1 protein-coding gene and 1 pseudogene are annotated in these 778 nt (G+C 77.9%); both read right to left on the bottom strand.

What is annotated here, in order from left to right; genetic code table 11:
• A partial coding sequence (locus tag M8J74_RS43010; RefSeq protein ID WP_249841605.1) for a GntR family transcriptional regulator occupies positions 1–415 on the bottom strand: 415 nt, incomplete at its 3' end.
• A gap of 22 nt (positions 416–437) precedes the next feature.
• A pseudogene (locus M8J74_RS43015) lies at positions 438–778 on the bottom strand (transcriptional regulator); the annotation flags it as partial.

Raw genomic sequence — 778 nt, forward strand, 5'->3', positions numbered from 1 at the left:
GGGATGTGGGCAGTGCCCTCCCTGATACGGCCACGGAGCCCACGCCCTTCACCGGCCCGGCCCCCAGAGACACCCGTCCCGCCTCCCCCGCCCCCGGCATCCGCTGGGCCGGGAGCCGACGGGGCGGAGGCGGGAGGACCGCGTACGTGCCCGAGCCGTGGTGGCTTTCGGCGTGGCCTGTGGCGCGGAGGAGGCCGTAGGCGGCCGTGACCGTGGTGCGGCTGACGGCCAGGGCTGCGGCCAGCCGGCGTTCGGCCGGCAGGCGGGTGCCGGACGGGATGCTGCCGTCGCGGACGAGACCGCGCAGGGCCGCCGCCAGGCGCCGGTACGCGCTGCCGGCGCCGTCGCCGTCGGCGCGCCAGTCTCCGAGCAGCGGTCCCAGCGCGGCGACGTCCGTGCGACGCACCCTGTCCATGGCCATCCCCCCTTCGATGTGCTCAGGCCCCCAGTGAGGCGATCCGCTCGCTCTCGCCGCCGGTCAGGTCGTGCGCGAGCCGGTTCCAGATGCCGGCGTAGCCGTGGGCGAGTTGGGCCAGGGACTCGCGGCAGTGGGGCGGGACCGTGGCGGCGATGCGGCCGCCGTCGCGGGCGATCACGGCGCAGGCGTCGAGGACCCTCAGGACGCTGCGGCCGGCGTCGCTGAACCGCAGCGAGGGATCGCGCCGCAGCGCGTCGAAGAGGCGCAGGACCTCGTCGTCCGCGAGGGGCTGCCCGGTGCTCGCCGGCGGCACGCGGCGCTGTCCCGGCGGGACCGGCTCGCGGGCCCGCGCGGCCGCAC

Origin of the sequence: Streptomyces panaciradicis, from assembly GCF_023516615.1 — a bacterium.
In the GTDB taxonomy this organism is placed as follows: domain Bacteria; phylum Actinomycetota; class Actinomycetes; order Streptomycetales; family Streptomycetaceae; genus Streptomyces; species Streptomyces panaciradicis.